Origin of the sequence: Streptomyces kronopolitis, from assembly GCF_014646275.1 — a bacterium.
In the GTDB taxonomy this organism is placed as follows: Bacteria; Actinomycetota; Actinomycetes; order Streptomycetales; family Streptomycetaceae; genus Streptomyces; species Streptomyces kronopolitis.
This window is the reverse complement of sequence record NZ_BMND01000003.1, coordinates 375986-398251: the sequence shown is the minus strand read 5'-3', so window position 1 is coordinate 398251 and position 22266 is coordinate 375986. Positions and strand designations below refer to the sequence as shown.

Annotated in this window: 23 protein-coding genes; 19 read left to right on the top strand and 4 right to left on the bottom strand. The window is 71.7% G+C overall.

All coding sequences use genetic code 11. The features are described from left to right. The first annotated feature begins 116 nt into the window (after window positions 1-116). The 12 genes from IEY78_RS06005 (at window position 117) to IEY78_RS05950 (ending at window position 10457) form a co-directional block, all read left to right on the top strand. Window positions 117-716 (top strand): GNAT family N-acetyltransferase, encoded by a 600-nt coding sequence (locus IEY78_RS06005; protein WP_189096515.1) that lies wholly within the window; start codon window positions 117-119, stop codon window positions 714-716. Window positions 717-808: 92 nt separating this feature from the next. Then, on the top strand, window positions 809-892 hold the full coding sequence (locus tag IEY78_RS35095; RefSeq protein ID WP_350257049.1) for a putative leader peptide: 84 nt from the start codon (window positions 809-811) through the stop codon (window positions 890-892). Between the two features lie 218 nt (window positions 893-1110). Beyond that, window positions 1111-2808, top strand: a complete 1698-nt coding sequence (locus IEY78_RS06000) for a nitrite/sulfite reductase (RefSeq protein WP_189096514.1) — start codon at window positions 1111-1113, stop codon at window positions 2806-2808. Continuing rightward, window positions 2805-2993: a hypothetical protein gene (locus IEY78_RS05995; protein WP_189096513.1), complete on the top strand. Its 189-nt coding sequence runs from the start codon at window positions 2805-2807 to the stop codon at window positions 2991-2993. The genes IEY78_RS06000 and IEY78_RS05995 overlap by 4 nt, the downstream gene beginning before the upstream one ends. Beyond that, window positions 2990-3691: a phosphoadenylyl-sulfate reductase gene (locus IEY78_RS05990; protein ID WP_189096512.1), complete on the top strand. Its 702-nt coding sequence runs from the start codon at window positions 2990-2992 to the stop codon at window positions 3689-3691. Before IEY78_RS05995 ends, IEY78_RS05990 begins: the two co-directional genes overlap by 4 nt. A 20-nt stretch (window positions 3692-3711) precedes the next feature. Then, complete coding sequence (gene cysC / locus IEY78_RS05985) at window positions 3712-4245, top strand: adenylyl-sulfate kinase (protein WP_229699728.1); 534 nt, start codon at window positions 3712-3714, stop codon at window positions 4243-4245. Further along, complete coding sequence (gene cysD, locus IEY78_RS05980; protein ID WP_189096510.1) at window positions 4242-5186, top strand: sulfate adenylyltransferase subunit CysD; 945 nt, start codon at window positions 4242-4244, stop codon at window positions 5184-5186. The genes cysC and cysD overlap by 4 nt, the downstream gene beginning before the upstream one ends. Window positions 5187-5188: 2 nt before the next feature. Then, window positions 5189-6550, top strand: a complete 1362-nt coding sequence (locus IEY78_RS05975; RefSeq protein ID WP_189096509.1) for a sulfate adenylyltransferase subunit 1 — start codon at window positions 5189-5191, stop codon at window positions 6548-6550. 224 nt (window positions 6551-6774) lie between these two features. Next, window positions 6775-7884, top strand: coding sequence for an aliphatic sulfonate ABC transporter substrate-binding protein (locus tag IEY78_RS05965; protein WP_189096508.1), 1110 nt, complete (start codon window positions 6775-6777; stop codon window positions 7882-7884). 34 nt (window positions 7885-7918) lie between these two features. Then, on the top strand, window positions 7919-8722 hold the full coding sequence (locus tag IEY78_RS05960; RefSeq protein ID WP_229699727.1) for an ABC transporter ATP-binding protein: 804 nt from the start codon (window positions 7919-7921) through the stop codon (window positions 8720-8722). Then, the gene (locus IEY78_RS05955) at window positions 8709-9656 is read left to right on the top strand and encodes an ABC transporter permease (protein WP_189096507.1); all 948 of its coding nucleotides are present in this window, start codon (window positions 8709-8711) and stop codon (window positions 9654-9656) included. The genes IEY78_RS05960 and IEY78_RS05955 overlap by 14 nt, the downstream gene beginning before the upstream one ends. Window positions 9657-9659: 3 nt before the next feature. Further along, window positions 9660-10457 carry a sirohydrochlorin chelatase gene (locus tag IEY78_RS05950; RefSeq protein ID WP_189096506.1) on the top strand — a complete coding sequence of 266 codons (798 nt, stop codon included), beginning with the start codon at window positions 9660-9662 and terminating at the stop codon, window positions 10455-10457. Window positions 10458-10479: 22 nt separating this feature from the next. On the opposite strand, the gene IEY78_RS05945 is transcribed toward IEY78_RS05950, so the two are convergent. The 4 genes from IEY78_RS05945 to IEY78_RS05930 form a co-directional block, all read right to left on the bottom strand. Next, a complete protein-coding gene (locus tag IEY78_RS05945) occupies window positions 10480-12150 on the bottom strand; it encodes a glycoside hydrolase family 13 protein (RefSeq protein WP_189096505.1) in 1671 nt (556 codons plus the stop codon). Between the two features lie 119 nt (window positions 12151-12269). After that, the gene (locus tag IEY78_RS05940; protein WP_189096504.1) at window positions 12270-13118 is read right to left on the bottom strand and encodes a carbohydrate ABC transporter permease; all 849 of its coding nucleotides are present in this window, start codon (window positions 13116-13118) and stop codon (window positions 12270-12272) included. After that, window positions 13115-14107 carry a carbohydrate ABC transporter permease gene (locus IEY78_RS05935; protein WP_189096503.1) on the bottom strand — a complete coding sequence of 331 codons (993 nt, stop codon included), beginning with the start codon at window positions 14105-14107 and terminating at the stop codon, window positions 13115-13117. Before IEY78_RS05935 ends, IEY78_RS05940 begins: the two co-directional genes overlap by 4 nt. After that, window positions 14104-15429, bottom strand: coding sequence for an extracellular solute-binding protein (locus IEY78_RS05930; RefSeq protein ID WP_189096502.1), 1326 nt, complete (start codon window positions 15427-15429; stop codon window positions 14104-14106). The genes IEY78_RS05935 and IEY78_RS05930 overlap by 4 nt, the downstream gene beginning before the upstream one ends. Before the next feature lie 149 nt (window positions 15430-15578). Between IEY78_RS05930 and IEY78_RS05925 the strand changes: the two genes are divergently transcribed. The 7 genes from IEY78_RS05925 (at window position 15579) to IEY78_RS05900 (ending at window position 22159) form a co-directional block, all read left to right on the top strand. Next, window positions 15579-16610 (top strand): LacI family DNA-binding transcriptional regulator, encoded by a 1032-nt coding sequence (locus IEY78_RS05925; protein WP_229699726.1) that lies wholly within the window; start codon window positions 15579-15581, stop codon window positions 16608-16610. A gap of 103 nt (window positions 16611-16713) precedes the next feature. Beyond that, window positions 16714-17115, top strand: coding sequence for a hypothetical protein (locus IEY78_RS05920; RefSeq protein ID WP_189096501.1), 402 nt, complete (start codon window positions 16714-16716; stop codon window positions 17113-17115). Next, entirely contained in the window at window positions 17112-17726 is a 615-nt protein-coding gene (locus IEY78_RS05915) for a PadR family transcriptional regulator (RefSeq protein ID WP_189096500.1), read from the top strand. The genes IEY78_RS05920 and IEY78_RS05915 overlap by 4 nt, the downstream gene beginning before the upstream one ends. Window positions 17727-17783: 57 nt before the next feature. Then, window positions 17784-18434, top strand: a complete 651-nt coding sequence (locus IEY78_RS34200; protein WP_229699725.1) for an FAD-dependent oxidoreductase — start codon at window positions 17784-17786, stop codon at window positions 18432-18434. Then, on the top strand, window positions 18434-19177 hold the full coding sequence (locus tag IEY78_RS34955) for an FAD-dependent oxidoreductase (protein ID WP_308426860.1): 744 nt from the start codon (window positions 18434-18436) through the stop codon (window positions 19175-19177). The genes IEY78_RS34200 and IEY78_RS34955 overlap by 1 nt, the downstream gene beginning before the upstream one ends. A gap of 246 nt (window positions 19178-19423) precedes the next feature. Beyond that, window positions 19424-20680 (top strand): DegT/DnrJ/EryC1/StrS family aminotransferase, encoded by a 1257-nt coding sequence (locus IEY78_RS05905; protein WP_189096499.1) that lies wholly within the window; start codon window positions 19424-19426, stop codon window positions 20678-20680. Window positions 20681-21112: 432 nt separating this feature from the next. Continuing rightward, window positions 21113-22159, top strand: coding sequence for a zinc-binding dehydrogenase (locus IEY78_RS05900; protein WP_229699724.1), 1047 nt, complete (start codon window positions 21113-21115; stop codon window positions 22157-22159). Window positions 22160-22266 lie beyond the last annotated feature (107 nt).

Genomic DNA, 22266 nt, shown 5'->3' with positions numbered 1-22266 from the left:
GACGGCGGGCCCGCGTCTCATGATGCGGACGGGCTCCCCGCCCGCACGGCCAGGCGCTTTCCGTCCCCTGCCCCGGTCCGTGGCCGGGCCCGGTGCCGGTGTGATGTGCTGGCCGCATGAGCATCTCGGTCACCACCTGGCACCTGGAGCAGACCTCGCGCGCCGATCTGGCCCCCGTCGAGGGTCCGCCCTCCGGGCAGGACGTGCGGATCGCCCGTGCCGAGGTGCCCTCGCCGGAGTTCAGCCGCTTCCTCTATACGGCGGTCGGCGGGGACGTCAGCTGGACCGACCGGCTGGACTGGCCGTACGCCCGCTGGGCCGAGTACCTCGGGCGGCCGGGCGTGGAGACCTGGGTGGCATACGAGCGCGGCACCCCCGCCGGGTTCATCGAGCTGGAGGCGGGCCAGGACGGGTCCGTGGAGATCGTCTACTTCGGGCTCCTCCCGGCCTTCCGGGGGCGCCGGATCGGCGGGCTGCTCCTGGCGCACGGGATCGAGCGGGCCTGGGACCTCGCCGAGCGGTGGCCGCACGCGGCCCCGACGAAGCGGGTGTGGCTGCACACCTGCAGCAAGGACGGCCCGCACGCGAAGGCCAACTACCTGCGGCGCGGCTTCCGGGTCTACAAGACCACGGTGGCCGACGAGCCCGAGGTGGCCTCCCCCGGTCCCTGGCCCGGCGCGGGGCCCCTCACCTCCGGCGCGGCCGCCGGGGAGTGACGGGCAACACACCGTCTCGCCATGCGGGACAGAGTTGTCCAGATTCTGGATGACGGTGGACTGGCCGGAGAACGGCGTGACAGGCTTCCGTCATGTCTCGAGCTGGAATTGCCTTGGTGAGTCGGCGGCACGTCGACCTCGGCCGCATGTCCAGCGCCATTTGTCGGGCGGGCTGAGGTCGCTTGCACCAGGGCCTTCGGTCCTTGTTGGCAGCACTCGGCACCACCGTATCTCCGACCACCGTCCCCACTGTCGCGGACGTCCCGACACCCCCTGTCCCGCAACCGTCACCGACGCGTCGCCATGCGTCGCCCGTCGGTGTGTCCGCGCTGGCCGGACGGGTGTCCGGCAGTACCGTCCGCCTCCTTGAGCCCGCCCAGAAGGACAGACATCCATGGCCGCCACCCCGGAATCGCCCGCAGCTGCCACGACCCGCCGCAAGGCCGGCCGCCACCGCGGCGAGGGCCAGTGGGCCGTGGGCCACCACACCCCGCTGAACGGCAACGAGCAGTTCAAGAAGGACGACGACGGTCTCAATGTGCGGACACGCATTGAGACGATCTATGCCAAGTCCGGCTTCGACTCCATCGACCCCAACGACCTGCGCGGGCGGATGCGTTGGTGGGGCCTGTACACCCAGCGCAAGCCCGGGATCGACGGCGGCAAGACCGCGATCCTGGAGCCCGAGGAGCTGGACGACAAGTACTTCATGCTGCGGGTGCGCATCGACGGCGGACGGCTGAGCGTGGCCCAGCTGCGCGCCATCGGCGAGGTCTCCGAGCAGTACGCCCGCGGCACCGCGGACATCACCGACCGGCAGAACATCCAGCTGCACTGGATCCGCATCGAGGACGTCCCCGCCATCTGGGAGAAGCTGGAGGCCGTGGGCCTGTCCACGACCGAGGCCTGCGGCGACTGCCCGCGCGTGATCATCGGCTCCCCGGTGGCCGGCATCGCGTCGGACGAGATCATCGACGGCACCCCGGCCGTGGACGAGATCCACGAGCGCTACATCGGCAGCAAGGAATTCTCCAACCTGCCGCGGAAGTTCAAGACGGCGATCTCCGGCTCGCCCGTCCAGGACGTGGTCCACGAGATCAACGACGTGGCCTTCGTCGGTGTCGTCCACCCCGAGCACGGTCCCGGCTTCGACCTCTGGGTCGGCGGCGGCCTGTCCACCAACCCCAAGCTGGCCCAGCGCCTGGGCACCTGGGTGCCGCTGGACGAGGTCGCCGACGTGTGGGCCGGTGTCGTCGGCATCTTCCGCGACTACGGCTACCGCCGGCTGCGCACCCGCGCCCGGCTGAAGTTCCTGATGGCCGACTGGGGCCCGGAGAAGTTCCGCCAGGTGCTGGAGGACGAGTACCTCGAGCGCAAGCTGGTCGACGGCCCCGCGCCCGAGGAGCCCGTCTCCCGCTGGCGCGACCACATCGGCGTCCACCGGCAGCAGGACGGCCGCTTCTACGTCGGCTTCGCCCCGCGCGTCGGCCGGGTCGACGGCACCACCCTGACCAAGATCGCCGAACTGGCCGGCGCCCACGGCTCCGACCGGCTGCGCACCACCGTCGAGCAGAAGATGATCGTCCTCGACGTCGCCGAGGACCAGGTCGACTCGCTGGTCGCCGGGCTGGAGGCGCTGGACTTCCAGGTCACCCCCTCGCCGTTCCGGCGCGGCACGATGGCCTGCACCGGCATCGAGTTCTGCAAGCTCGCCATCGTCGAGACCAAGGGCCGCGGTTCCTGGCTCATCGACGAGCTGGAGCGCCGGATGCCGGACTTCCAGGAGCCGGTCACCATCAACCTCAACGGCTGCCCCAACGCCTGCGCCCGCATCCAGGTCGCCGACATCGGCCTCAAGGGCCAGCTGGTCCTGGACGGCGAGGGCAACCAGGTCGAGGGCTACCAGGTGCACCTGGGCGGCGCGCTGGGCCTGGAGCCGGGCTTCGGCCGCAAGGTCCGCGGGCTGAAGGTCACCGCCGACGAACTCCCCGACTACGTCGAGCGGGTGCTGCGCAACTTCGACGCGCAGCGCACCGACGGCGAGCGGTTCGCCCAGTGGGCGGCCCGCGCGGAAGAGGGTGCCCTGAAGTGAGCGGTCGTGCGGCGCCTTTCTACTGCCCCTACTGCGGCGACGAGGATCTGATGCCCTCCGAGGAGGGCCACGGCGCCTGGGAGTGCCGTTCCTGCAGCCGGGCGTTCCGGTTGTCGTTCCTGGGCCTGCTGTCCCAGGGGCTGACCGGCGCGTCCCCCGCCGCACCCGACGGAGGTGAGTCATGACCACCGCCACCACCGCGTCCGATCTCCAGCAGCTCGCCGAGCGGGCGGGCCGCGAACTGGAGGACGCCCCGGCCCTGGAGATCCTGCGCTGGGCCGCCGCCACCTTCGGCGCCCGCTTCTGTGTGACCTCCTCCATGGAGGACGCGGTCGTCGCGCATCTGGCCTCGCGGGCCCGGCCCGGCGTCGATGTGGTCTTCCTGGACACCGGCTACCACTTCCCCGAGACGATCGGCACCCGGGACGCGGTCGCCGAGGTGATGGACGTCCACGTCCGCACCCTGACGCCCCGGCAGACCGTCGCCGAGCAGGACGCGGAGTACGGACCGAAGCTGCACGACCGCGACCCCGACCTGTGCTGCGCGCTGCGCAAGGTCCGGCCCCTCGAAGAGGGCCTGGCCGACTACGACGCCTGGGCGACGGGGCTGCGCCGGGACGAGTCGCCGACCCGGGCGAACACCCCGGTCGTCGGCTGGGACCCCAAGCGGCAGAAGGTCAAGATCTCCCCGATCGCCCGCTGGACGCAGGCCGATGTGGACGCCTATGTCTCCGAGCACGGGGTGCTCACCAATCCGCTGCTGATGGACGGCTACGCCTCCGTCGGCTGTGCGCCCTGCACCCGGCAGGTGCTGCAGGGCGAGGACGCCAGGGCCGGCCGCTGGGCCGGCAGCGACAAGACCGAGTGCGGGCTGCACGGATGACGGACCACCAGGAGAGAGCCATGACGGGCGCCACGATCTGGCTGACCGGGCTGCCGAGCGCGGGCAAGACGACCCTCGCGCACGAGCTGGCCGGCCGGCTGCGCGGCGAGGGCCACCGTGTCGAGGTGCTCGACGGCGACGAGATCCGCGAGTTCCTCTCCGCGGGCCTCGGCTTCAGCCGCGAGGACCGGCACACCAACGTCCAGCGCATCGGCTTCGTCGCCGAGCTGCTGGCCAGCAACGGCGTCAAGGCGCTGGTGCCGGTGATCGCGCCGTACGCGGACAGCCGGGAGGCGGTGCGCAAGCGCCATCAGGCGGAGGGCACCACGTACCTGGAGGTGCATGTGGCCACCCCCCTCGACGTGTGCTCCGAGCGGGACGTGAAGGGGCTGTACGCCAAGCAGGCGGCCGGCGAGATCTCCGGACTGACCGGCGTGGACGACCCGTACGAGGCTCCCGAGTCGCCCGATCTGCGCATCGAGTCGCACACCCAGACCGTGCAGGAGTCCGCGGCGGCGCTGCACGCGCTGCTCACCGAAAGGGGCGTCGCATGACGACCGTCACTGCCGTGACCGAGAGCGCCGGGGACGCCGACAACCCCTACGCGCTCTCCCACCTGGACGCCCTGGAGTCCGAGGCGGTGCACATCTTCCGGGAGGTGGCGGGCGAGTTCGAGCGGCCGGTGATCCTGTTCTCCGGCGGCAAGGATTCCATCCTCATGCTGCACCTGGCGCTGAAGGCGTTCGCGCCGGCCGCGGTGCCGTTCTCGCTGCTGCACGTCGACACCGGGCACAACTTCCCCGAGGTCCTCGACTACCGCGACCGCACGGTCGAGCGGCACGGTCTGCGGCTGCACGTCGCCTCCGTGCAGGACTTCATCGACCGCGGCGAGCTGCGCGAGCGCCCGGACGGCACCCGCAACCCGCTGCAGACCGTCCCGCTGCTGGACGCCATCGCCGCCGGCCGCTTCGACGCGGTCTTCGGCGGCGGCCGCCGGGACGAGGAGAAGGCGCGCGCCAAGGAGCGGGTGTTCTCGCTGCGCGACGAGTTCGGCGGCTGGGACCCGCGCCGCCAGCGCCCCGAGCTGTGGCAGCTCTACAACGGCAAGCACTCCCCCGGCGAGCATGTGCGGGTCTTCCCGCTGTCCAACTGGACCGAGCTGGACGTGTGGCAGTACATCGCCCGCGAGAAGATCGAACTGCCCGCCATCTACTACGCCCACGAGCGCGAGGTCTTCGCACGCGCCGGCATGTGGCTGGCGCCCGGCGAGTGGGGCGGCCCGAAGGACGGCGAGAGCCTGGAGACCCGGCGGGTGCGCTACCGCACGGTCGGCGACATGTCCTGCACCGGTGCGGTGGACTCCGACGCGGACACCATCGAGGCGGTCATCGCGGAGATCGCCGCGTCCCGGCTCACCGAGCGGGGCGCGACCAGGGCCGACGACAAGCTGTCCGAGGCCGCCATGGAGGACCGCAAGCGCGAGGGGTACTTCTAACCATGAGCACGACCACGAACCCGGGCGCGGGCGACGCCGTCGAGGCGGGCGCCGCCTCGCTGCTGCGGTTCGCCACCGCCGGCTCCGTCGACGACGGCAAGTCCACGCTGGTGGGACGGCTGCTGCACGACTCCAAGTCGGTGCTGGCCGACCAGCTGGAGGCCGTCGAGCGCGCCTCGCTGGGCCGCGGGCAGGAGACGCCCGACCTGGCGCTGCTGACCGACGGGCTGCGCGCCGAGCGCGAGCAGGGCATCACCATCGATGTCGCCTACCGCTACTTCGCCACCCCGCGGCGCCGGTTCATCCTGGCGGACACCCCCGGGCATGTGCAGTACACCCGCAACATGGTCACCGGCGCCTCCACCGCCGAGCTGGCCGTGGTGCTGGTCGACGCCCGCAACGGCGTGGTCGAGCAGACCCGCCGGCACGCCGCGGTCGCCGCCCTGCTGCGCGTGCCGCACGTGGTCCTGGCCGTCAACAAGATGGACCTGGTCGACTACGCCGAGCCCGTCTTCGCCGCCATCGCCGAGGAGTTCACGCGCTACGCGGCCTCGCTGGGCGTCCCGGAGATCACCGCGATCCCCATCTCGGCGCTGGCCGGCGACAACGTGGTGTCGCCTTCGGCGAACATGGACTGGTACGGCGGCCCGACGGTGCTGGAGCACCTGGAGACGGTGTCCGTCGTCGCCGACCCCTCCAACGACCCGGGCCGCTTCCCGGTCCAGTACGTCATCCGCCCGCAGACCGCCGAGCACCCCGACTACCGCGGCTACGCGGGCCAGATCGCCTCCGGTGTGCTGCGCGTCGGCGACGCCGTCACCGTGCTCCCCTCGGGCCGCACCAGCACCATCGAGGCGATCGACGCCCTCGGGCGGAGCGTGGACGCGGCCTGGGCGCCGCAGTCGGTCACCGTCCGCCTCGCCGACGACCTCGACGTCTCGCGCGGTGACCTGATCGCCCCGACGGCCACCGCGCCGGCCGTCTCGCAGGACATCGAGGCGACCATCTGCCATGTGGCGGACCGTCCGCTGACCGTCGGACAGCGGGTGCTGCTCAAGCACGCCACCCGCACCGTCAAGGCGATCGTCAAGGACATCCCCTCCCGGCTGACGCTGGACGACCTCTCCCCGCACCCCGAGCCCGGTGAGCTGGCGGCCAACGACATCGGCCGGATCGTCGTGCGCACCGCCGAGCCGCTGCCGCTGGACGCCTACGCCGACTCCCGCCGCACCGGCTCGTTCCTGCTGATCGATCCGGCGGACGGCACCACGCTGACCGCGGGGATGGCCGGCCACGCCTTCGCGCAGGCGGCAGCCGAGGCCGCCGGGGCCGACGGCGGTGACGACGAGGGATGGGACTTCTGAGCATGCTCCAGGACGTGTTCTCGACCTTCGCGAAGGAGGGCGGCCGCATCGGCAGCGGCGCCCTGGGCAGCGGGCAGGGCGGAGTCGGCCGATGTGTGCGCTGACGTACCGCTCCGCTTCCGCTCTCCCCTTCTCCGCCTGCTCCTTCCCCCGAAGATCCTTCACCCTGCCGGGCGTGCCCTAGGGGCACACCGCGACCCGGCCCTGCGAGAGGAACGCCTTCCGTGTCTGCCGTTCGACACCGCCTGCTGGCGGCCGCTGTCACCGTCCCACTGCTGGTCGGGGCGCTGGGCGCCTGCGGCTACGGCTCCGAGGCCAAGAAGGACACAGGCGCCGGCGCCGCCCCCAAGGGGGCCAAGACCGACGGGCTCGATCACGTGACGATCGGGTTCTTCGGCAACACCACGCACGCCACCCCCCTGATCGGCCTCCAGAGCGGCCGGTTCCAGAAGGAACTGGGCGGCACCGAGGTGAAGTCCTCCGTCTTCAACGCGGGCCCCGCCGAGATCGAGGCGCTCAACTCCGGCGCCATCGACATCGGCTGGATCGGCCCCTCCCCCGCGATCAACGGCTATGTGAAGTCGCACGGCAAGAGCCTGAAGATCATCGGCGGTTCGGCCTCCGGCGGGGTGTCGCTGGTGGTCAACCCCAAGAAGATCAAGAGCCTGGACGACCTCAAGGGCAAGACCCTCGCGACCCCGCAGCTGGGCAACACCCAGGACGTCGCACTGCTGAACTACCTGAGCGGCAAGGGCTACAAGGTCGACCCCACCACCGGCAAGGGCGATGTCACCGTCCAGCGCACCGACAACAAGGTGACGCCGACCGCCTTCCAGCAGGGCTCCATCGACGGCGCCTGGGTGCCCGAGCCCACCGCCGCCAAGCTCGTCGCCGAGGGCGGCAAGACGCTCCTGGATGAGAAGAAGCTGTGGAAGGACGGCAAGTTCGTCATCACGAACATGATCGTCTCGCAGAAGTTCCTGAAGCAGCACCCGAAGGCCGTCGAGGCGGTGCTGCGCGCCTCGGTCAAGACCAACGACTGGATCCGCTCGCACCCCGCCCAGGCGAAGAAGGACCTCAACGACAAGCTCGCCTCCTCGGACATCGCCGGCAAGGCGCTGCCCGCCGACGTCATCGACCCGGCGTTCCGCAACGTCCAGGTCACCGATGACCCGCTGGCCGCCACCCTCCAGCAGGAGGCCGATCACGCGGTCAAGGCGGGCCTGCTGAAGAAGCCCGACCTCAAGGGCATATACGACCTGACGCTGCTGAACAAGGTGCTCAGGTCCGAGGGCAAGAAGCCGGTCGACGATGCCGGACTCGGCAGCAAGTAGCCCGCAGCACCGCACCCCCCAGGAGGTGACACCGATGACGACCACCACTCTCGCCAAGCAGCCGGCCGCGGCGGACAAGGGCAACACCGTGCCCTACGCGGCCCGCATCGACCACGTCTCGAAGTCGTTCGGCCGCACCGGCGCCCAGCAGCACGTCCTGGAGGACATCACCCTCGACGTGGCACCCGGCGAATTCGTCTGCCTCCTGGGGGCCTCGGGCTGCGGGAAGTCCACCCTGCTCAACCTCGTGGCCGGCCTGGACGCGCCGTCCGCCGGTGCCATCGCGACGCCGGGCGGCCGGCCGGCCCTGATGTTCCAGGAGCACGCGCTGTTCCCGTGGCTGACCGCCGGCCGCAACATCGAACTGGCGCTGCGGATGCGCGGGGTGCCGCGCGCGGAGCGCCGCGCCGAGGCCGAGCGGCTGCTGGAGCTGGTCCGGCTCAAGGGCGCCCACGGCAAGCGGGTGCACGAGCTGTCGGGCGGGATGCGCCAGCGCGTCGCGATGGCCCGGGCACTCGCCCAGGACAGCCAGCTGCTGCTGATGGACGAGCCGTTCGCCGCGCTGGACGCGATCACTCGCGATGTCCTGCACGACGAACTGACCCGCATCTGGCGCGAGACGAACCTCTCGGTCCTCTTCGTCACCCACAACGTCCGCGAGGCCGTCCGGCTCGCCGAGCGGGTGGTGCTGCTGTCCTCCCGGCCCGGCCGGATCGCCCGCGAGTGGCAGGTCGACATCCCGCAGCCGCGCCGCATCGAGGACGCCGCGGTCGCCGACCTGTCCGTCGAGATCACCGAACAGCTCCGGGGGGAGATCCGCCGCCATGGCCAGCACTGAGACCGAGGACCCCGCCACCGCCCCGGACGACGGGGGCACCACCACCGCAACCGCCACCGCCGGGGGCCGCGACACCGCCGGTGACCTCGCCGGTCTGGAGGCCGGGCTCGACGCGCTCGAATCGCGGGTCGTCGACCGGCAGCCGCGGCTGCGGGCCGCCGCCGCGAAGGCGCTGCCGCCCGTCATCGCCGTCGCCATCGTGCTCGGCCTGTGGCAGCTGGCGTACCACTTCGAGCTGAAGCCGCACTACCTGCTGCCCAGCCCCGCGGACGTCTTCGGCTCGCTCCGGCAGAAGTGGCTGGAGGGCACGCTGCTGAGCTTCGTGTGGACCAGCGTCTCGCGCGGCGCCCTCGGCTTCGTGACCTCGGTCGCCATCGGGACCGTGCTCGGGCTGATCGTCGCCCAGGTCAAGGCGGTCCGGGCGGCGATCGGGCCGATCCTCAGCGGTCTGCAGTCGCTGCCCTCGGTGGCCTGGGTGCCGGCCGCGATCATCTGGTTCGGGCTGAGCGACGCCACGATCTACGCGGTGGTGCTGCTCGGCGCGGTCCCCTCCATCGCCAACGGCCTGGTGGCGGGCGTCGACCAGATCTCCCCGCTCACCCTGCGGGCCGGCCGCACCATCGGCGCGACCGGGCTGGCCGGGGTGCGGCATGTGCTGCTGCCGGCCGCGCTGCCCGGCTACCTCGCCGGGCTCAAGCAGGGCTGGGCGTTCTCCTGGCGCTCCCTGATGGCCGCCGAACTCATCGTCAACGCGCCGGACCTGGGCACCGGCCTGGGCCAGCTGCTGGAACAGGGCCGTGAGCTCCAGGACATGTCCTGGGTGCTGGCCGCGATCCTGCTGATCCTGATCGTCGGCATCGGTATCGAGCTGCTGATCTTCGCCCCGATCGAGCGCCGGGTGCTGCGCAGCCGCGGCCTGCTGGTCAAGGGCTGATCCATGGACCCGCGCCCCACGCTCCTCGTCATCGCCCACGGCAGCCGCGACCCGCGGCACGCGGCGACCGTCTCCGCGCTCTGCGCGCGGGTGCGGGCGCTGCGGCCCGGGCTGCGGGTCGAGGTCGGCTACCTCGACTTCAACGCCCCCCGGGTGCCGCGGCTGCTGGAGCGGCTGTCGGCCGAGGCGGCGGGCGGGCCGGCCGGCGGGCGGGGCGTGCGGGAGGTGGTGGCGCTGCCGCTGCTGCTCACCCGGGCCTTCCATGCGAAGTCCGACATCCCGGCGGTGCTGCGGGAGGCGGCCGGGCGGCTGCCCCTGCTGAGCATCCGCCAGGCGGCGGTGCTGGGCCCCTCCCCGCTGCTGACGGCCGCGCTGGAGCGGCGGCTGGCGCAGGCCGGGGTGCGGCCCGGCGACCCCCGCCCGACCGGGGTCGTGCTGGCCTCGGCGGGCTCCTCCGACCCGGAGGCGGGCGCAGTGCTCGCTGAAACCGCGCGGGAGTGGCGGCGCACCGCTGGATGGTGTGCCGTGCGGCCTGCGTTCGCCTCCGCGTCCCTTCCCCGCACGGCCGATGCCGTGCGGCAGCTGCGCGCCGAGGGCGTCGAGCGGGTGGCCGTCGCCCCCTACGTCATCGCCCCCGGCTTCCTGCCGGACCGGATCGCCGCCGGGGCCCGCGAGGCCGGCGCCGACGTGCTGGCGCCGGTCCTGGGGGACGCGCCCGAGATGGCCCGGCTGCTGCTGCGGCGCTACGACGACGCGGCCTCGGACCGGGCCCGCGGGGACCGGACGGCGCTGAGCGCCTGACCGGCCCCGCGCCCCGCGCCGGTCAGCCGGCCGCGGTGCGCAGCCAGACCGTGGTCCACGGCGGCAGCTGACCGCCGGTAACCGGGGCGGAGGACAGCAGCAGTTCCCCGGCCGGCAGCGGCTGCTGCGCGTCCGACAGGTTGGCCACGCACTCCCAGCCGCCCGAGCGGCGGAAGTGGAGCACCCCCGCCTCGGCGGCCGCCCCGTCGTCGGCCCACTCCAGTGCCTCGTCGGCGATCAGCCGGCGGCGGGTGGCCAGCGCCGCGCGGTACAGCTCCAGCGGCGAGGAGGCCACGCCCTGCTGGGCCTCGACGGACCACTCGCCCCAGCCCGCGGGCTGCGGCAGCCATGCGCCGCCGTCGCCGAACCCGTACGAGCTGCCCTCGCGCCGCCACGGCAGCGGCACCCGGCAGCCGTCGCGCCCCTTCAGTCGGCCCGCGCTGCGGACCGCGACCGGGTCCTGGAGGCTCTCGCGGGCCAGGTCGGCGACCTCGGGCAGCCCCAGTTCCTCGCCCTGGTAGACGTAGCTGGAGCCGGGCAGCGCCAGCATCAGCAGGGTCGCGGCCAGCGCCCGGCGCAGCCCGAAGTCCCGCTCCAGCGGGGGCTCCTGGCCGTCGGAGAGCAGCCAGGCCTCCTCGTCGCGGCCGTCGGGGAGGCCGTAGCGCGAGGCGTGCCGGATCACGTCGTGGTTGGAGAGCACCCAGGTGGCGGTGGCGCCGGCGGACCGGGCGTCGGCGAGCGCGGTGTCGATGGAGGACCGCAGCTCGGGCGCGTCCAGCTTCGCCTTGAGGAAGTCGAAGTTGAAGGCCTGGCCCAGCTCCTGGGGGGTGGCGTAGGCGGTGCGGCGGGAGTTGCGCACCCAGGCCTCGGCGACGGCGATGCGCGGCGGGTCGTACTCGTTGAAGACCTTGCGCCACTCGCGGAAGATGTCGTGGACCTCGTCCCGGTCCCAGAAGGGGTGGCTGCCGTCCTCGGGCAGGTCCTCGGGCCGGTAGCTCTCCACGCCGCCGATGTCGCGCAGCGGGTGGGCCAGGTCCTTGGCGAGGCCGTGGGCCACGTCGACCCGGAAGCCGTCGACGCCGCGGTCCGACCAGAAGCGCAGGGTCTCGCGGAAGTCTGCGCGGACCTCGGGGTTGTCCCAGTTGAAGTCGGGCTGTTCGGGGGCGAAGAGGTGGAGGTACCACCAGCCGTCGGGCAGCCGGGTCCAGGCCGGGCCGCCGAAGCAGGAGACCCAGTCGGTGGGCGGCTCCTCGCCCCGCTCCCCGCGGCCCTCGCGGAAGACGTAGCGCTCCCGGGCGGCCGACCCGGGGGCGGCGCGCAACGCCTCCTGGAACCAGACGTGCTGGTCGGAGGAGTGGTTGGGCACGATGTCGACCATCACCTTGATGCCGAGGCGGTGGGCCTCGGCCACCATGGCGTCGAAGTCGTCGAGGGTGCCCAGCCGGGGGTCGACGTCGCGGTAGTCGGCGACGTCATAGCCGCCGTCGGCCAGCGGTGAGGGGTAGAAGGGGCTCAGCCAGACGGCGTCCACGCCCAGGTCGGCGAGGTAGGGCAGCCGGGAGGTCACGCCGGGGATGTCACCGAGACCGTCGCCGTCGAGGTCGGCGAAGCTGCGCGGATACACCTGGTAGACGACGGCCTGCCGCCACCAGTCGGTGGTGTTGCTGTCGGAGCCGAGGTGCTGTGCGGTCACGTGAATACCCTTCGGTGCGGTGGCGGTTGCCGTGGTGGTGGAGCGGGGGGCGACGCGGTGCGGCGCCGGGCGCGGTGGGTCGGGGCGCGAGCGGCAGCGCCGGTCGCGGGGCCGGGGGCTCATCCCTTGACCGCCCCCGAGGTCATGCCCGAGACGATCGAGCGGCGGAAGATCAGGACCAGGATGCCGATCGGCAGGGTGGCCGCGACGGCACCCGCGAAGAGCGTCCCGTAGGGGACCGTGTACTGGCTGGTGAACAGGGCGATGCCGACCGGGACGGTGCGGTGGCCGTCCTCGCTGTTGAAGGTCAGCGCCAGCAGGAACTCCGACCAGGTCGCGGTGAAGGTGAAGATGCCCGCGGTGAACAGCCCGGGCCGGGCGAGCGGGGCGATGACGGTCAGCACGATGCGCAGCGGCCCCGCGCCGTCGACGGTCGCCGCCTCCTCCAGTTCCTGGGGGATGCCGACCAGGTAGTTGCGCATGATCCAGATGGCGAACGGCAGGTTCAGCGCGACGTACGGCACGATCAGACCGGCGTAGCTGTTGAGCAGCCCCACCTGCCGCTCCAGCAGGAACAGCGGGACGACCAGCGCGATCGGCGGGAAGACGGACAGCATCAGCAGCACGGTCATCAGCGGGCCGCGGCCGCGCAGCGGGGTGCGGGCCAGCGCGTACCCCGCGAAGAAGGACAGCCCCAGCACGAGGACCGTCGAGACGGACGCCACCAGCACGCTGTTGAGCAGATAGTGGCCGATGCCGTTGCGGACGAACGCCTCGGCGTAGTTGCCGAGCGTCGGCGACTCGGGGGCCAGGGTCGGCGGGGCCGCGCTGATCTCCCCGGGGCCCTTGAAGGACGAGGCGAGCATCCAGTACAGCGGGAGCGTCGACAGCACGACGATCGCCAGGCCGCCGAGGTTGACGGCGTTGAGGTACCGGCGGATGCCGGAGGCCGGTGCGCGGCGGCTCATCCCCGCCCCCCTTCGTCGGCCTGGGCCTTGAAGAGCCGCAGGAAGAGCAGACAGCAGCCGATCACGATGACCGCGGTGGTGGTCGCCACCGCCGCGCCCCGGCCGATTTCGAGATTCTGGAAGAGCGTCTTGTAGCCCAGGATCGCCAGTGACTGGGTGGCGGTGCCCGGTCCGCCCTGCGTCAGCACGAAGGGCAGGTCGAAGATGCCGAAGGCCTGGAGGATGCGGAAGAGCACGGCGATGGCCATGATCGGGCGCAGCTGCGGCAGCGTCACCTTCCAGAACGTGGTCCAGGCGTTGGCCCCGTCGATCTCTGCCGCCTCGTAGACGTCGCCGGGAATCAGCATCAGCCCGGCGAGGACGACAATGGCGACGAAGGGCGTGGTCTTCCACACGTCGACCACCACCATGGCGCCCATGGCGGAGGCGGGCTGCCCGAGGATGTCCGGCTGCTGGCCGAGCAACTGCCCGAAGAGCCAGGTCAGTCCGCCGTAGGTGCCGTTGTAGAGATAGCCCCACAGCTGGGCGGCGACCACATTGATCAGCGCCCAGGGCAGCAGCAGCACGGCCAGGACCCAGCCGCGGGCGGCGCCCAGCCGGTCCAGCACCAGCGCGGCCAGGGTGCCCAGCACCAGTTCCAGCACGACGGTGACGACGGTGAACCCGAAGGTGAAGAAGAGCGCCTGGCGCCACTCCGGGCTGCCCAGCACGGCGGCGTAGTGGTCCCCCGTCAGGGACTCGATGCGGAACCCGCCGTATTCCAGGCGGATATCGGCGAAGCTCAGCAGCACGGAGAAGAGCACCGGGAAGACCGTCACCGCGGCGATGGTGAGCAGCGCCGGCGAGGCGAAGAGCCAGCCGGTGCGGGCCTTGCGGCGGCGGCTCGCCCGGGCCGGACCGCCCTCGCGCGGGGCCGGCGTCCCCGGCGGGCCGGCCGGCTCGGGGGCGGACTGGCGCGACACGGTCGCGGCGGAGGGCGCGGCGGTCACAGGGCCCTGCCTTCCAGCGCGGTCCGGATGTCCTCGCGGGCGGCGCGCACGGCCCCGGCCGGGGAGGTCCGGCCGCCGGTCACCGCGTTGCCCTGGGTGTAGAGCGCCTTGCTGACCTGGGAGTAGTAGGGGGTCTGCACGGGGCGGGCGACCAGGCGCAGCCCGTGCGCCATGGTGAGCGTGGGGTCGCCGGCCTGGCGGGCCTCGGGTCGGGTGAGCACCTCTTGCATGGCCGGGATCACCCCGGCGTTCTTCAGCAGGATCATCTGTGCCTCCTCGCCGGCGCAGAAGCGGGCGAAGGCGACCGCGGCCCCGAGGTTGTGGGAGTTGGGATTGACGAAGTTGCTCCAGCCGCCGGCGCAGCTCACCCCGGGCGGGCCGCCGCCGTCGAAGCCGGGGCGCGGGGCGACACCGACCCGGCCCGCGATCTTGGAGGCCGAGCGGTCGGCCGCGTTGCCCCAGGCGTAGGACCAGTTGCGCAGGAAGACGCCGCGGCCGCCGACGAAGGCGTCCTGCGAGTCCGCCTCCACGTAGGTGGTGACCGTGGCGGGCGAGACGCCGGTCTCGGTGAACTGCCGCATCATCGCGAACGCCCGCTCCGCCCCCGGCCCGTTCAGCGCCACCTTGCCCTCCCCATCCAGCACGGGGGCGTCGGCGTCGGCCAGGAACTCGGCGACGTTGCAGGTCAGCGACTCCGAGACGTTGGCCTGCCAGAGGAAGCCGTAGGCGGCGTCGCCGGCCCGCTGGATCTTCCGGGAGGTGCGCAGCAGCTCCTCCCAGGTGCGGGGCACCGGCAGCCCGTGCTTGGCCAGCAGGTCCTTGCGGTAGAAGAGGTAGGCGCTGTCGGTGTAGAAGGGCAGCGCGTAGACGGCGCCGCGGTATTCGCTGACCCTGCGCAGCGCCGGCGGGTAGCCCTCCCAGAAGTCCTTCGGCAGCAGCTTCTGCAGCGGCAGGGCAAGGGAGTTGGCGCCGAACTGGGCGGGCCAGGTGGTGTCGCCGAGATAGACGTCCGGAGTGGGTGAGGCCCCCGCGAGCTGGGTGGTGACGGCGGCGCGGTTGGCGTCGGTGGCGCTCAGCGCGTTCGACTTCCGGACGCGGATGTTCGGATGGCGGCGCTGGAAGGCGCGAATGATCAGGTCGGCCACCACCGGACCGTTCCGGGCGGGGATTTCGGATACCCACCAGGTGAGAGTGGCCGGGGTACGCGGGGTGTGGGCAGCCTGGGTCAGCAGGGTGTCCAGGGGCTTGCCCGCGCAACCGCTGGTGAACCCGGCTCCGAGGGCGAGACCGCTCGCGAGCAGGGTTCTGCGGCGCAAGGCCATGCGTGCTCCTCACGTCTTGGCTGACTTCGATGACAGCGCTTGCAGGCTAGAAGTGGCCTTGTCGCCAGGTCAACGGGTGATGAACAACAGATTTCGGCGAGGATTCTCCTGGCAACGCTGTCATCGCGATTTTGTGCTAGCGTCCCGGCATGTCCTCAGCTCGGAGCGAGGCCACGATGGCCGATGTGGCCCATCGGGCGGGGGTCTCGGTGTCCACGGTGTCGCGCACGCTGCGCGGGCTGTCCACCGTCTCGGACACCACCCGCGCCCGCGTCGAATCCGCGGCCCGCGAGCTCTCGTTCGCGATCACCCGCAGCGCATCCAGCCTGGTCACCGGCCGCACCGGCCGGGTCGCCGTCCTCATGCCCAACCTGGCCTCGTGGTTCCTGAGTTCGGCGCTGTCCGGGATGGCGCCCGCGCTGCGCGAGGCGGGCCTGGACCTGCTGGTCTACAGCGTGAGCGATGTCCACGAACGCGCCGACTTCTTCGACCGGCTGCCCGCCCGCCGCAACGCCGACGCCCTCCTCGTGGTGAGCTTCGCCCTCACCCCCGCCGAGCGCGCCCGGCTGGACGATCTGGGGATGCCCCTAGTGTTCGTCAGCCAGCACGCACCGGGGCGCCCCAGCGTCTACGTCGACGACGAGGACGCCGCCCTGCGCGGCACCCGCCATCTGCTCAACCTCGGCCACCGGCGGATCGCCTTCCTCCAGACCTTCGACGAGACCGGCTTCGCCTGGAGCAGCAAGAACCGCCTCGCCGGGCATCTGCGGGCCCTCGCCGACGCCGGGCTGGAGCACGACCCCTCCCTGGTGATGAGCGTGCCCGGCTGGAAGGGCAGCGGCATGGCCACGGCCGTGGGGCGGCTGATGAGCCTCCAGTCCCCGCCGACCGCCCTGTTCACCGAGACCGACGACCTGGCGTTCCGGCTGCTGGCGGCCCTGCGCGCGGCCAACGTCTCGGTTCCCGGGCAGGTTTCGGTGATGGGCTTCGACGACCACGTCATGGCGGGAGTCATGGGCCTGACCACCCTGGCCCAGCCCGCCGTGGAACTCGGCCGCACCGCCATAGCCCTCACCCGCTCGGTGATCGACGACTCCGACGGCGCCCACGAACGCCACATCGTCCTCCCCACCGAACTCGTCCCCCGCGGCAGCACGGGGCCTCCTCCGACGGGGGGTTGAGGCGGGGGGCTCGACCGACCACCGGCCACGCGGCATCTGGTCGTCGAACTCCGACCGCACGACGCTGCGATACAACACCAACGGCGGTGGCGACGCGGTCGAGTTGGGGGCGTTTGCCATCGCCTTCACCTTTGCCGTCGACGTCGACGGCGACGGCGCGGGCGTCGGCGACCTGTACCAGCACAGCGTCAGCCACGACAACAGCGGGATGGCGCTGATCTGCCCGGTCGAGGGCCTGCCGCCGGACCGGCCGACGATCCGCTGCACCATCAGCCAGAACGGCCGCGAACGTCTCCGGTGGCGTGATCATCCTGGCCTGCACCGAGCAGACGAACATCTCGATCCACGGCAGCACCGCCTACGTCCCCACGGCCCACGGCCGACACGCTGCGGTGGAACGTCAGCCCCGGACACCCCGCTGGTCGCCCACAACATCCGCGTCGGTAAGTCCAGTCCCGGGGCTCGGATGATAGTCGCCCGTCGACTAGTAACCTGGAAACTATGACGTACAGGCGCTCAACGTTGGCTCTGGCGGTGCTGTCCCTGCTGGCCGAGGTGGACCACCAGCAGCAGCCCGGCATGCATCCCTACAAGATGCAGCGGTTGATGAAGGACCGCGGCAAGGGCGAAGTGGTCAATGTGGGCCAGCGGGCCAGCCTTTACCGCACCATCGACCGCCTGCACCGCAAGGGGCTGATCGAGGTGCGGGAGAGCAGCCGCGAGCACAACCGCCCCGAGCGGACGCTCTACGCCCTCACGGACGAGGGGCGTGCCGTGTGGCGCGACTGGATGCTCGACGCGTTGGCGGCTCCGACCCGCGAGTACCCGGAGTTCCTGGCCGCCATGGCGTTCGTCCCCCTCCTCGAACCCGGCGAGGTGGCCGAACAGCTGGAGAAGCGCCGGACCAACCTCGCCACCGAACTGGCCCGGCTCGACACGCAGATAGCGGCGTCGGGCGAATGGGGCCGGCTGTTCACCCTGGAGATGGAGTGCATGCGGGCCACGACCGCCGCGGAGCTGCACTGGGTGGAATCGGTGATCGCGGACCTGCGCTCCGGGCGCATCACCTGGACCAAGGAGTGGCTGGCCGCGATGGCCGCCGCCCACGCCCGCTGAGGGCTGTCCGCGGCGCGTCCTCGCGTCCGCGGCCCACGGCGCCGACACGCCGCCACCATGACGAAATGGGAGACCACCATGCCCGGTTTACCTTTGCATGTCATCATCATCGGCGCCGGCACGGGCGGGCTCTGCCTCGCGCAGGGCCTCAAGCGTGCGGGCGTCAGCGTCGCGGTGTACGAGCGCGACCGCACCCGCCGCGACGGTCTGCAGGGCTACCGGGTCGGGATCGACGCCGACGGTAAGCGGGCGCTGCGGGCCAACCTGTCACCCGAGCTGTACGACACCTTTCTCACCACCTGCGCCCAACGCCCCCTGTACGGCAACCAGATGACGCATGAGAAGAAATTCCTCTTCTCGGCCGGACCCGAGGTGCTCAAGGCGGAGGACCAGCCGTCGGAGGACGACGCCGACGAGTCGGTGAGCCGCATGACGCTGCGCCAGGTGCTGCTGACGGGCGTGGAGGACGTCGTCCACTTCGACAAGTGCTTCACCCACTACGAGCAGCACGCCGACGGGCGCGTCACCGCGTTCTTCGCGGACGGCGAGTCCGCCACCGGCGACGTTCTCGTGGGTGCCGAGGGAGCCAACTCCCTTGTCCGCAAGCAGTATCTGCCGCACGCCAAGCTGATCGACACCGGCCTGATCGGTATCACCGGCAAGACGCCGCTCACCGACGAGACCCGCGCGCTGCTGCCCAAGAGGTGATGGAAGGCGTCACCATGGTGCACGGCCCCAAGGGGTTCATGTGCATCCTGCATGTGATGCGCTTCAAGTGGGACGAGGACGGCAAGCCGAAGGCGGGCATCGGCAGCACCGACGCGGAGGCGCTGCGCGCCTGGCCCGGGATGCTCTACGACAACAGCCGCGACTACATCATGTGGGGCTTCGCCGCGTCGGAGAAGTGGCTGCCGAAGGACGTCACGCAGCTGCGCGGCGCCCGCATCCAGCAGCTCGTGACGGAGAAGACGGCCTCGTGGCACCCCGACTACCGGCGGATCTTCTCGCTCGGTGACCCGGACAGCAGCTTCCCCCTGGTGATCCGGACGTCCGAGCCGATCGACCCGTGGAAGCCCAGCAGCGTCACGCTCATCGGTGACGCCATCCACACCATGACGCCGGGCCGCGGGGTGGGCGCCAACACCGCGCTGCGCGACGCCCGGCTGCTCACCCGCAAGCTGGCCGCCGCGAGCCGCGGCGAGCTGTCCCTCCTGGACGCGGTGGGCGGGTACGAGTCGACGATGACGTCCTACGCCTGGGACGCCGTCATCAAGTCCCGTGCCCAGATGGACGGTCACTCCGTCATGCACAAGGGTGACCTGCTCGGCACCCTGGCCCGGACGGGCATGCGCACCGCGATGCGCACGATGAACCATCTGCCGCCGGTCAAGCGCAAGATGGTCCTCGCGGAGAGCTCGTTTCGCGGGGCCGGCCGCGAGGACGAGGACTGATCCACCGGGCGGCCGGGACGGGTCGAAGCGTGGCGGGGCGGAATCGCCGGGCAACCGTCCGGCAACCCTTCCGGTCGGACCCGGCGACCGACGTGGCCGGCATGGACAATGCGCGCGCACGGCACCGACGCGCAACCTGACCGAACTGACCTTGCTGACCACCGCCCGCTCTTCACCCCGCGCAGTCCTTCGGCTGTCATGGGTAGGGCACCCATCGGTGCGCCGGCGACCATCTGGGGGGATCTGATGCTGGACAAGAGTTACGTCGTGCCCTGGGGAAAGCGGGGAGCGCTGCCCGCCGACACCGAGGCAGCGGTACGCGCCGAACTCCTCCACGAGAGCGCCCCGCTGCCGACCGGTGTGCGGCGGGAACGGTTCGAGCGCTCCTTCGCCGCATCGGTCGGCAGCCGGCACGCGGTCTCGGTGACCAGCGGAACGGTCGCCCTGCAGCTGGCGGTCCGGATGCTCGGCCTGACCCCCGGCGACGAGGTGATCGCCACCCCGCAGACCCACCAGGCCACCGTCCGGCCGCTGTTCGACTACGACGTACGGGTCAGGTTCTGCGATGTCGACCCCACCACCCTCGCCATCGACCCGGCCGTACTGGAGTCGCTGATCACCCCGCGCACCAAGGCTCTTCTGCTGGTGCACTACGGCGGCTGCCCCGCCGAGATGGACACCGTCATGGCGCTGGCCCGCCGCCACGGCTTCCTGGTGCTGGAGGACTGCGCCCACGCGCTGGGCACCCGCTACCGCGGACGGAGCGCCGGATCGCTGGCGGACATCGCCACGTTCAGTCTCCGGAACTCCAGGAAGGACAGCGCGCTCGGCAAGGGCGGGCTGATCACCTGCGACCGCGACGACTGGGCCCGGCGCCTGCACCGGCTGCGTGCCGAGGACACCGACGCACGCAGCGCGCACCTGCTCCCGGACCGGACGGCCGCGCCCAATGCCGCCCTGTGGACCCCGCACACCATCCCGCTCCACCGCGGCCGGACACGGCGGCCGGGCGGGGACGCGACGATGCCGGACATGGTCGCCGCCCTCGGCCAGGCCCAGCTGGCCCGGCTCCCGGCCGCCACCGTCCGACGCCGCACGCTCGCCGCGCGGCTGGACGAGGTACTGGCCCGCTACCCCTTCATGACGCCCCAGTCGGCGCCCGCCCACAGCACACACGCCTACCACCTCTACACCTGCTTCACCTCCCACCAGGAACTGCGCGACCGCCTCGTCCTGAGCCTGGACCGCCGGGGTGTGGAGATCCAGCTCCGCTACTTCCCCCAGCATCTGCTGCCGCAGTGGCGCCACCGCGGCCACCTGCGCGGCGAGTGCCCCGTCGCCGAACGCAGCTGGTTCGAGCAGCACCTGAACCTCCCCTGCCATGCCCTTCTGACCCCACATCAGGAGGATCACCTAGTCGAGGCCCTGGACGAGTCCCTGGCCGAACTGAACGGCAGCACACCGGCCCCACCCCCGGTACCGGCGACGGTCTGCGGCCGGTAGTCCTCGGTGACCGTGGCCGGTGGTCGGTGACCGTGGCCGGTGGCCGGTGGCCGTGGCCGGTGGCCTGTGCTGTGGTCGGTGATCGTGGCCGGTGGTCGGTGGTCGGTACCCCGTCGCCGATCGCCTCGTTCCCGGCCCCGGCCCCGGCAGCCGCCCACGGTTCCGCGAGCCTCCGCCCCGCCCCGCGCCACACCGCACGGGCGCGCGGCCTCGGCTGAACGGGCGGAAGATGGCCCGACCGCCGTCTTCCGGTCCCGTCCGCGGGAAGGGCGATGGCATGAGCCACTCGCACGCCCCCACCACCGCCGGGCACACCCACACCCTTGGCCCTGTCACCGGAGTAGCCCGCCGGCTCTCGCCGACCGGCGAGGTCCCCGCCCTCCCCCGCCGAACGGACGGAGGCCCACGGTGAGAGCCTTTGTGCTCCGCAAGGTGGGCGAGGTCGGCGTCATCGAGAAGCCGGTTCCCGAACCCGGCCCCAATGACGTGGTCGTGCGCACCACCGCGGCCTTGGTCTGCACGACCGATGTGCACGTCATGCGGGGCGTGATCCCGGTCGATCCGGACGTGACACTGGGGCATGAGGCGGTAGGCGTCGTCCATGCCCTCGGTTCGGCCGTCGAGGGGCTGGTCAAGGGCCAGCGTGTCGCGGCCGCCGGAATCACGCCCTGCTTCCAGTGCGACTCCTGCCAGCGCGGGTTCTCCTCTCAGTGCCAAGGGCGGATGCTGGGCGGCGCCAAGTTCACCACCCAGCGGGATGGGACTCTGGCTCAGTATTTTCTTGTCAACAACGCCGAGGCCAACCTCGCGCCCATTCCCGACGAACTCTCCGACCACCAGGCGCTGTACGCGACCGACATGCTCTCGACCGGGTTCGTCGCCGCCGAACACGCGGAACTCCAACTGGGCGAGACCGTGGCGATCTTCGCGCAGGGCGCCGTCGGCCTGTCGGCGACGATCGGCTGCCGGCTCCTCGGCGCCGGGCTCATCATCGCCGTCGAGTCGGTCCCCGCCCGCCAGGACCTCGCCCGCCGCTTCGGCGCCGATCTGATCGTCGACCACACGCAGTGCGATCCGGTGGAGCGCATCCTGGAGCTGACGGACGGCCAGGGGGTCGACGCGGCCATCGAGGCACTCGGCACCCCCGCGACCTGGGAGGCCGCATTCCGGGTCACGAAGCCGGGAGGCCGCATTTCCAACGTCGGGTATCACGGGGAGGTACGCGAGCCCCTGAAGATCCCCCTGGAGCCATTCGGCTACGGCATGTCCGACAAGCAGGTCTACGGCGGTTTCAACCGCGGAGGACGCGGATGGCTCCGCCGCATCTTCCGGCTGATGGAAACGGGAAAGGTCGACCCCACCCCGATGACCACCCATGAGTTCAGCTTCACCGAGATCGAGCGAGCCTTCCGGATGATGGAAACGAAGGAAGGAGGAATCATCAAGCCCCTTATTCACTTCGACACGGACAATGCGTAGATGCGGTCGGACGGCGCGGCGGGCATTGCCAGTTGAGGAATCTGTCAGGCGTCAGACGTGAGTGACACCATTCGACATTCAACGATCCGGGAGCGCGCGCCCCTGAC

Coding starts and splice junctions, on each gene's coding strand:
- IEY78_RS06005 (WP_189096515.1), top strand. CDS start 117: ATGAGCATCTCGGTCACCACCTGGCACCTGGAGCAGACCTCGCGCGCC.
- IEY78_RS35095 (WP_350257049.1), top strand. CDS start 809: ATGTCTCGAGCTGGAATTGCCTTGGTGAGTCGGCGGCACGTCGACCTC.
- IEY78_RS06000 (WP_189096514.1), top strand. CDS start 1,111: ATGGCCGCCACCCCGGAATCGCCCGCAGCTGCCACGACCCGCCGCAAG.
- IEY78_RS05990 (WP_189096512.1), top strand. CDS start 2,990: ATGACCACCGCCACCACCGCGTCCGATCTCCAGCAGCTCGCCGAGCGG.
- cysC (WP_229699728.1), top strand. CDS start 3,712: ATGACGGGCGCCACGATCTGGCTGACCGGGCTGCCGAGCGCGGGCAAG.
- cysD (WP_189096510.1), top strand. CDS start 4,242: ATGACGACCGTCACTGCCGTGACCGAGAGCGCCGGGGACGCCGACAAC.
- IEY78_RS05975 (WP_189096509.1), top strand. CDS start 5,189: ATGAGCACGACCACGAACCCGGGCGCGGGCGACGCCGTCGAGGCGGGC.
- IEY78_RS05960 (WP_229699727.1), top strand. CDS start 7,919: ATGACGACCACCACTCTCGCCAAGCAGCCGGCCGCGGCGGACAAGGGC.
- IEY78_RS05955 (WP_189096507.1), top strand. CDS start 8,709: ATGGCCAGCACTGAGACCGAGGACCCCGCCACCGCCCCGGACGACGGG.
- IEY78_RS05950 (WP_189096506.1), top strand. CDS start 9,660: ATGGACCCGCGCCCCACGCTCCTCGTCATCGCCCACGGCAGCCGCGAC.
- IEY78_RS05940 (WP_189096504.1), bottom strand. CDS start 13,118: ATGAGCCGCCGCGCACCGGCCTCCGGCATCCGCCGGTACCTCAACGCC.
- IEY78_RS05930 (WP_189096502.1), bottom strand. CDS start 15,429: ATGGCCTTGCGCCGCAGAACCCTGCTCGCGAGCGGTCTCGCCCTCGGA.
- IEY78_RS05925 (WP_229699726.1), top strand. CDS start 15,579: ATGTCCTCAGCTCGGAGCGAGGCCACGATGGCCGATGTGGCCCATCGG.
- IEY78_RS05915 (WP_189096500.1), top strand. CDS start 17,112: ATGACGTACAGGCGCTCAACGTTGGCTCTGGCGGTGCTGTCCCTGCTG.
- IEY78_RS34200 (WP_229699725.1), top strand. CDS start 17,784: ATGACGAAATGGGAGACCACCATGCCCGGTTTACCTTTGCATGTCATC.
- IEY78_RS34955 (WP_308426860.1), top strand. CDS start 18,434: ATGGAAGGCGTCACCATGGTGCACGGCCCCAAGGGGTTCATGTGCATC.
- IEY78_RS05905 (WP_189096499.1), top strand. CDS start 19,424: ATGCTGGACAAGAGTTACGTCGTGCCCTGGGGAAAGCGGGGAGCGCTG.